The 8,462-nt window shown below is 64.0% G+C and carries 9 protein-coding genes; 4 read left to right on the top strand and 5 right to left on the bottom strand.

Annotated elements, in window-relative coordinates:
* A partial coding sequence (locus ON40_RS34765; protein WP_040829508.1) for an IS3 family transposase occupies positions 1 to 488 on the top strand: 488 nt, incomplete at its 5' end.
* Here ON40_RS34765 and ON40_RS53450 read toward each other — a convergent pair.
* Positions 457 to 798 (bottom strand): hypothetical protein, encoded by a 342-nt coding sequence (locus ON40_RS53450; RefSeq protein WP_169541947.1) that lies wholly within the window; start codon positions 796 to 798, stop codon positions 457 to 459. The two genes, ON40_RS34765 and ON40_RS53450, sit on opposite strands and share 32 nt — an antisense overlap.
* A gap of 280 nt (positions 799 to 1,078) precedes the next feature.
* Here ON40_RS53450 and ON40_RS53445 point away from each other — a divergent pair, with 280 nt between their 5' ends.
* Positions 1,079 to 1,414, top strand: a complete 336-nt coding sequence (locus tag ON40_RS53445) for a hypothetical protein (RefSeq protein ID WP_169541946.1) — start codon at positions 1,079 to 1,081, stop codon at positions 1,412 to 1,414.
* Positions 1,415 to 1,533: 119 nt separating this feature from the next.
* Here the strand turns inward: ON40_RS53445 and ON40_RS34755 are convergent, their stop codons facing one another.
* Genes ON40_RS34755 through ON40_RS34740 form a run of 4 tightly spaced genes read right to left on the bottom strand, consistent with a single transcriptional unit; the run spans position 1,534 to position 5,327 of the window.
* Positions 1,534 to 1,881: a hypothetical protein gene (locus ON40_RS34755; RefSeq protein ID WP_040829506.1), complete on the bottom strand. Its 348-nt coding sequence runs from the start codon at positions 1,879 to 1,881 to the stop codon at positions 1,534 to 1,536.
* 56 nt (positions 1,882 to 1,937) lie between these two features.
* Positions 1,938 to 4,373 carry an ATP-binding protein gene (locus ON40_RS34750; protein WP_083896132.1) on the bottom strand — a complete coding sequence of 812 codons (2,436 nt, stop codon included), beginning with the start codon at positions 4,371 to 4,373 and terminating at the stop codon, positions 1,938 to 1,940.
* 38 nt (positions 4,374 to 4,411) lie between these two features.
* Positions 4,412 to 5,023, bottom strand: a complete 612-nt coding sequence (locus tag ON40_RS34745) for a DUF6879 family protein (RefSeq protein WP_040829505.1) — start codon at positions 5,021 to 5,023, stop codon at positions 4,412 to 4,414.
* Positions 5,016 to 5,327: a hypothetical protein gene (locus ON40_RS34740; RefSeq protein WP_218008905.1), complete on the bottom strand. Its 312-nt coding sequence runs from the start codon at positions 5,325 to 5,327 to the stop codon at positions 5,016 to 5,018. Before ON40_RS34740 ends, ON40_RS34745 begins: the two co-directional genes overlap by 8 nt.
* A 104-nt stretch (positions 5,328 to 5,431) precedes the next feature.
* On the opposite strand from ON40_RS34740, the gene ON40_RS34735 reads away from it, so the two are divergent.
* Both ON40_RS34735 and ON40_RS34730 read left to right on the top strand, forming a co-directional pair.
* Entirely contained in the window at positions 5,432 to 6,325 is an 894-nt protein-coding gene (locus ON40_RS34735; protein WP_083896131.1) for a methionyl-tRNA formyltransferase, read from the top strand.
* A 1,716-nt stretch (positions 6,326 to 8,041) separates the two neighbouring features.
* On the top strand, positions 8,042 to 8,462 hold a 421-nt coding region (locus tag ON40_RS34730), incomplete at its 3' end, for a lysophospholipid acyltransferase family protein (RefSeq protein WP_040829503.1).

The raw sequence follows: 8,462 nt of genomic DNA, 5'->3' as shown, positions 1-8,462 counted from the left end.
TAAGCGATATTACCGAGCATCACACTGATGAGGGAAAGCTCTATCTCTGCGCGATCAAGGATGTGTTCTCGGGGCGGGTCGTGGGCTACTCGATCGACTCGCGCATGAAATCCCGGCTCGCGGTCGCGGCGTTGAACAATGCCGTTGCCCGGCGTGGTGATGTCGCTGGGTGCATCCTGCACACCGACCGCGGGTCTCAGTTTCGTTCCCGTCGATTTGTCTACGCGCTCAACCGTTTCGGCATGTCCGGGTCGATGGGCCGGGTCGGCGCGGCTGGCGATAATGCCGCGATGGAAAGCTTCTTCAGCCTGCTGCAACGCAATGTCCTGGACCGGCGGCGATGGGACACCCGCGAGCAGTTACGGATCGCAATCGTCACCTGGATCGAACGCACCTACCACCGCCGACGTCGACAAGCACGCCTCGGCCGTTTGACCCCAGTCGAATTCGAAACCATCATGACCCCAGCAGCCCTACGAGCTGCTTAACCACTGTCACCTGATCGTGCAGCAGCCCCAATCGCTGACCATGGCGTACCGGCAAATCCACCACCTCGACAAAGCTGAGACAACAGGCCGTGAGGCACTCGAGTTGTACCGGCGAACCGGCCACCGGAGAGGAGAAGCGATCATGTTGAACCTCCTGGCCCTGATCAACGGTCTCGCGCGGCGCCCCGACCGCGCACACGCCTACCTTCGGGAAGCCGAAACGCTCAGCAGCGCAAACAATTACAGGGACCTTCTCGCGGTAGTCACGACAAACCGCTCCTGGGTCTACCTGTCCGCCGACCAGCATCAAGAAGCATACGATTACGCTATTTCCACTCTCGACCTGATCCGCTCCCACGAATCCGCCCCGTCCGAGTACGCACATCTGGTCAATCTCATGCGCGCCGCCCACGCACTCGGCCACTTCGACGAGGCCGCCCACTGGGCCCAAACAGCACTTCCGATGACGATGACGAAACTCAGGGAGGGCTACATCCTCATCTCCTACGGCAACATCCAACGAGACCGAGGCGACCTGGACTCATCACTGGACACCTACCATCGAGCGGCGGTTATCCATCGCCAACTCGGTGATCGAAACCGAGAAGCAGAAACACTGGACGCCACCGGAACCGCTTACACGCTTCGGCCAGTCAGAGCAAGCGGTCCGCTGTCACCTCGAGGCGATCGACCTTTACCGCGGCGTCGACAGCAGATGGGGTATGGCAGTTGCCCTCGATCATCTCGCTCACGCCTCGACAGCTCTCCACGCGCACACCGATGCGGCACGTTACTGGCACGAAGCGCTGACATTGATCAGCAAGTTCGACGACCCCGGAGCGACAGCATTATGTGACTCCATCGGAGCGTCTTTGCAACAAGCCACGCCAACGAAACATCTTCCACCCCAACATGATCTCGCGTGAGTTGGTAGCACTGGCCTCAAGAGTTGGGAAGAGGGGACCGCGGCACCGCGCAGGAGAGGGGGACGTATGGATAGCCCTCCCCGATGCTCGGACCATCGTCACTGCGGCCGAAGATCCCCTCAGAAGCTGATGTCACCTTGGATGTCGCGGGCCTGCACGGCATTTCCGGATACGGTTCCCGAAATGTCGTTTGTGACAGCGCCGTCCCCGGACCGCCCGGTGCCGGATATCTGTGCCCACTCGGTCCGCAATCGGGATTTGAACTCGGTGTCATCGGTTTCCGCTCGATCCAAGGCTTCGACCAAGCGTGAGATCTGCTGGGCGCCCTCGTCGGCGCCTGCCGCGGCTTCGAGGGCGGCGGTGTCGTGTCGGCTCGCCGCGAACTTCGCGCGGACCAGGTCATACAGGGCACCGGTTGCCTTGCCGGCCAACGAGTTTGCGATGGCGATCAGAATTGGTTCGATCACAGGGCACCTCGACTCGAGTCATGGCGTTGGGTTGACTCCACCATAGCCGGAAGTCCTTAGCTCGCTTCGTCTTCCAGGACCGCCGCGATGCGCTGTCGCATACGGATGGCCTTCGGATCGTTGAACTCGGCGAGGATGGATTGGGCTTCCTCCAGGTGCCAGCGGCCGCTGTCGGGGTCACCGGCGCGACGCAGGTCGTATCCGAGTTGTTCCAAATCCGTTGCCAGTAGCCATCGGTCGTCGAGTTCACGCTGTGTGGCGATTGCCAGCCGGTGGAAGGACGCTGCTTCCTCGGGCCGGCCCAGTTCCCGATATACCTCGCCGGCGCCGGCCCATGATTGTGCTTCGCGTCCGCGGTCACCGATCCGGCGATGCAGAGCGGCCGCGCGTTGATAGGACTCCAGTGCTTCACCATGCTGACCGAGCGCCCGCTGAACCGCTCCCAGCTCCATCGTCCAGCACCCCTCCCACATGTGGTTGCCGTGGCTGCGGGCAAGGTCCACGGCCTCTTGTGCGAGGTGTATCGCCTCCTCGGGACGGTCGAGCTCACGCAGCGTCATACTGAGCAACCACAACGCGTTTCCGATACTCGCCGACTGCTGACGCTCCCGGAAAATCGCCAGAGACGGGCGAAGCAGCGCCTCGGCTTCCCGCTGTCGATCGAGACGAAGAAACGCCTCGGCGATGTTGACCGTGGTGAGGGTCTCCCACATCGACTCACCGAGGTCATGCAGCGCGACGCGGCTGTGTTCCAGCAATTCCAACGCAGTCGTGAGGTCGTGCTCTCGAAAAGCCAGCAGCCCCAATCCGTTCAGAGACATGGCCTCTCCGAACCGGTCACCGATCTCCCGCCGGATCGCCAAAGCTGCACGATGGTTTTCGGCTCCCTCGGCCAGACTGCCCGATTGGGTGTAGGCGATCCCCAGGCTCTCCAGAACCTCCGCTTCCCCACTGCGGTCGCGGGCTCGTCGCGCGGCTGCGAGAGCCACGTGCCCGGTGATCAACCAGTCGTCGAACGAATTCTCTCGCATGTAGATGCTGCGCAACACGACATGAAGCCGCCAGGCCAGATGATCCATCGCCGAATCGGCCGCAGCGCGAACGGCGCCGACCAGGTTGGCACGCTCGAGGGTGTACCAACGGACCGCTTGCTCGGCATTGTCGAACACAGCTGGTGCGGTGGCAGTCCAGACCTGTTCCGGCGACTCGTCAGGATCGAACGCGACATGCGGTTCCATCGGGCTGACAACGGTCTGTGCCGCATCGGCTCCGAGCAGATACCACAGCAGGATGCGCCGCAGGGCAGCCGTGCGAGCCTCCGGCGGCTCAGCGGTGTGAGCCTGATCCAACGCGTACGCGCGCAGCAGATCATGGAACCGGTAGCGGTCCGGAGCGTGCTGTTCGATGAGGTGCGCGCCGGCGAGAACGTCCAGCAGATATCGCGTCTGGCGGCTGGACAGGTCGCCCAGGGCCGCGACCGCCGCGGTGCTGAATTCAGGCCCCGGGTGCAGGCTGAGCATGCGGAACAGGGTCGCTGCGTCTTTGGGGAGCGCCCGATACGACCACGCGAAGACTGTGCGCACGTCTGTTTCATCCTCCGGTCCCGCCCCCAATGCGTCCCACAGGTTGGACTCGTCGCGAAGATCGGCAATCAGATCGGACAACGGCACATACGGCCGACTCGCGGCGCGGTCGGCAGCGATGCGTAATGCCAGTGGCAGTCTGCCACACAACCGAGCCAATTCCGCGAGGTCCTCGGCATCGTCGGCGATCCGCTCCTCGGAGGTCGCGGTGCGCAACAACGTCACCGACTCGTTCTCGCTCAACACGTTCAGCGTGAGCCGTTTCGCACCAGCCCGCACCGCCAAGCCAGGCAGATCACTGCGGCTGGTCACCACCGCCAGGCATCCAGAGGTGCCTGGCAGCAGGGGCAATACCTGGGCTGTTGTGGCTGCGTTATCGAGAACCACCAGCATCCTGCGCTCGGCCAGCAGCGACCGAAACAAGGCTGCTTTCCCCGGCTCGTCCGCTGGGACTCCGGCGGGTGTGGTTCCCAGCGCCCGCAGGAACCCATCGAGAGCCTGGCCCGGCGTGACCGGGTCACCAGCGTCGTAGCCACGCAAGTCGACATAGAGCTGTCCGTCGGGGAATCTTTCCCGCACCCGGTGCGCCCACCGCAATGCAAGCGAGGTTTTTCCGACCCCCGCGGTTCCGGTGATGACCGATACCCCGCACACGAGCGGCTCGCCGGGATCACCCGCCAGTGTCCGGTCCAGCCGCGCAAGTTCGGCCAGCCGGTTGACGAAGCCACGGATATCGGCCGGTAGTTGCCGCGGTATCGGATCAGAGACACCACGGCGCTCGCTTGCCGCATGGAAATGCACGCCGCCCTGGACATCCCGGGCCTGCACGACATCTCCGCCCGAACCCGATAGCTCGGAATGGGTGAAGCCGCCACCGGAGCTACCGCGATCCTCATCGGCCCCGGTCATGCGACACCACGCAACGATTCATCACACACACCACGCCGTCAGGCTTTTCCCTGCAAGCCTGCGGTGGCCACTCGCCGTGCGAAGAAACTGGCCACATCCTCACCGACCGCGTACAGCTCGGTCATGAAATCCGTACAGCGAGTGCAGGTCTCGCGATCCTCGTACCGGTGTGCGCCGGACAGAGTGCCGGTCTCGTCATAGGCGAACTCGTACACCGTGTCCCTGCCCACGGTCAGCAGCTCGGGCAGCTCGCCATCGGATTCGTACGGCTCGACAACCTCCGGTCCGATGACGCGGATCTTCTCGCCGTACTCCGCTCGCAGCGCCAGCAGATGAAGCTCCCACCGCAGATACGGCACAATCGGCTCCTGCACGACCCGCACCCGATACAGGTCGACGCCCCGTGCGGCCGTTTCCTGTTGCAGCTCGGCCAGACTCGGGCGTTCGCGTTCGAGCAACCGCAGGGCTTGTGCCCACTCGCCCCGGTCGAAAGCCACCCAGCTGGCGAACTGGGGATCGCGGAAATGCTGCCGGCGTTCCAGCTTCCACGAATCCAGCCCATCGGCCGCGGCGAACCGCCTCTCATAATCCGCGTGCATCGCATCGGCGGCCAAAAATTCGCTGGCGATGCCGCGAAACAGATCAGGCATCCGGAATATCCGATTTGGCTGCGATGATCATCGATCGCGGAATGATTACCAAACGCTCATCGTGATAGATTGTCACATCTTCCGGGAGACGTGCCGAATACACGTCCGTCAGATCCCGACCGATCACCGCGATGTCACCATTATCGAGTTCCCAAATGTCGGGACACGAGTCCCGTCCACCGGTCTGCCCCAGCTCCTTGGCCGACTTGCCCAAACGTCGCCTCATCGACGCCGCCGGATCGGCCTCCCACCCTCGCTCCATAGCCACCCCTGTGAGTCGGTCGAGATTACGTTCGGGAACCAATTCTATAGCATGTCAACACAATCCACGCGGAGAACCACCGCGAGACACTACCGTCCGCCCTACCGTAGCTGACACGGGAACGGCAGTCTCACGGTGAGACTTGCATGTCGAGAGGGGGCGTCTTGGTTGAACCACTGCGTGTCGCGCTGGCCTCATCCAGGAGCGAGGGACTCATCGCCCTCTACGAGGCGTGCACACGCGCCGGGCACCTCCCAGCAGCCGCTATCGCACCGCGGCCCACGGCGCCGAAAGGTCCCGTCGACGTGAAGTCCGCGACCGAATTCTCCGCATTCGTTCACGCGGTACCGGACGGTTTGGATTTGATACTGGTCGCCGGAAATAACGGACTCGACATGGCGTTGTCCGGCTACCACGCTGACATAATGATCTGTCACGGTTTTCCCTGGAGACTCTCCGAAACCGTATTGCGGACACCACGTCTGGGAGTCCTCAACATCCACACCTCACTGCTCCCCCGACACCGCGGCCCCATGCCCGTCCACTGGGCCCTACTGCACGGAGACACCGAGACAGGGGTCACGATTCATTGGATGGATCACGACTTCGACGCAGGCCCCATCGTGGCCCAGCAAGCAGGCGTACTCCTGCCCGACACGATCGACGACGAAATCGCCGACGGCCTGATCCGCACCTTCGACGACATCACGCGCGACCTGGTGCCAATCGCCCTCGAACGAGCCACACAAGGCTGCCCGGGCGAACCACAGAACCACGCGGACGCAACATACGAAGGCCCGATCGGCCCCGAGTGGTCCACCGTCGACTGGTCGAGAACAGCACACGAAATCCACAACCAGGTCCGAGCACGACGATTCGGCATCTACGATCCCCCCGGCCCCACCGCCGAACTCGACGGTCACCGAATCTCGCTGCTACAGACCAGCTTGCAGCCAGCCGACGGCCTCCAAGCCCAATGCTCCGACGCCCCGCTGTGGATCACCCAATACCTTCACCTACCCGATTCCACCGAAGGCTGAGGCCAATTTCGACCGAGGGCTGGCTCGGATCGTCTGGTCGGACTCAGCCCTTCTCTTACCGATTGAGCAACGGAAGAACCGGCGTGCGACCCGACCGCCTGTACGAAGACCGCAACGGACTGTGGGAGGAGCCCATCCCGGCCGCCTGCCCGAACGGGCATCAGCTGCGGCCCAGCCGGGTGCTGATCGGGCGGGTGACGTGCCCGCAGGCGGTCGGCGGGACCGGCGGCCATCGCACGCACATCTGCCGAGAATGCGACGCGGTCGTGTACACCCCGCCCGATCTCGACCGTCGCGCACCAGGCCAGCCCATGCGCCCAATCGAGCATCAGGCCGGGCCGTACCTGTTGCCCGCCAACCGATCTCGCAGGAACCGGCGTGGCCGATTGCCCGGCACCCGCACCAACGTCGGTCACCACAACCATCAGATACGATTTGCCCACCAATCCACAGGCACGAGAAGAGCATCCAGCACCACTTGGTTCTGACTACCCGGAACCACACCGCAACCGATCTCGACGTGTGTCACCGCCCCACCACACTGGCACTCCAGGAACTTCGTACAGGCCGCCAGCCCGCTTATCCGGTCCGAACGCCAATCGGTAGACGCTCCGCGTGCAATCTTCGAATGCCGGTGCGTGCCGAACAGAAGCAGGGAGCCTAGGCTGTGCGAGGCGCCCGGTTCGGAGTTGAAGCTCCCGGCCAGTTCGCAGAGCCACACGGGCCCGCCGCCGCGGCGTGCGCGGCATCGTGAGCCCACCGGCGCGGCGCCGGCCCAGCCCTCGCAGCAAACCACCAACACTCATCGACAACCCCGTCGACCACCAGCGCTGACAAACCCGAGAACACCAGCCTCGCAGGAACATTCGCCTCACCTACCCAGGCATCGTGCCGCCAGGCAACCACGCCCGGCCCGGCCAGGCGTCGCACAGTTTCGCGGCCCAGCCCCTTGTTCGCCCCGGTCACCACAGCCCTCCTTGCTGACCGCTCGGCGCGCCAGCCGCCCTGCGAGCGGGGCAGTACGCCTCGCAGTTGCCGACCAGCACGGCCAGCGCACCGATGCGGCGGCACATTTGGCGTCGGCGCGGCGACGCTGGGTGTCTGGGGACGGGGTCGGGCCACACCCCGTGCCCGAACCCGCCCCAGTAGGTATCGCCGCGAGCAGCCCGGTCGTGGCGGGGTGCTTCTGGGGGTGGCGGCGTCTTCGACGGGTCGCGCAACGGTTCACGTCGCTGCGGATTTTCTGGGGGGCCGGTATCGGCAGCACTTCGGCCCCGGTGCAGGGCCGGGGCCGAAGTGGTTACAAGCACACCTCGACTCGGGTCGAGGCATCGTCGACGACGCTACCCCGGTTCATCCGGATCGGCGGGCACTCCGAGCCGGGGTGTCGCGGCCAGCATTCCGGCCGGTTGCTAATAAGTTGCTGTATGCGGGTGCCGTTTCGGTAACGATGCGATCGGTCAAGCGAGTTCGTTCGACTCATTCAGGCACGCTGGTAGCTGTCGATTCACAAGGCGATCGATCCTCTGCCGACGACCGAGACCACCCCCGAGTGGGTGTGTCCCTGTCGTGGTGTCGTGAGGGTGGGTGGTCGCGGATGAGCGAAGCGCCCGGGCCGCCAACCGATGTCAAGGTGTTCGCGGGGAGGTTGTCGGGTCGGCCGTGGCAGTGGTGGCGACGGTCCAGAACTTACGTGTCTACGGATGGAGTTCAGTGTTGTGGTATCTACTGTTCAAGTACGTCGTCATCGGGCCGGTGCTGTGGGTGATCGGGCGGCCGAGGATTACCGGGATGCACCATATTCCGAAGTCCGGGCCGGTGATTCTGGCGAGCAATCACAGGGCGGTGGCAGATTCGTTCTTCCTGGCACTGATGGTCCGGCGGCGGATGACGTTCGTGGCGAAGGCGGAGTACTTCACCAGGACCGGGCTCGAGGGTTGGCTGATGCGATGGTTCCTTACCGCGGTAGGCCAGGTGCCGATCGATCGCAGTGACGCGGACGCGGCTGCGGGAGCATTGCGGACCGCAGAGCGGATTCTGCGCGAGGGCGGAATCTGGGGGATTTATCCGGAGGGTACCCGGTCACCGGATGGGCGACTGTACAAGGGCAAAACCGGGGTCATGCGGGTTGCGTTGA

It is taken from the genome of Nocardia jiangxiensis NBRC 101359 (genome assembly GCF_000308615.1).
Classification (GTDB): domain Bacteria; phylum Actinomycetota; class Actinomycetes; order Mycobacteriales; family Mycobacteriaceae; genus Nocardia; species Nocardia jiangxiensis.
Note: the sequence above shows the minus strand (reverse complement) of the source record. Positions and strands in the feature narration are given on the sequence as shown.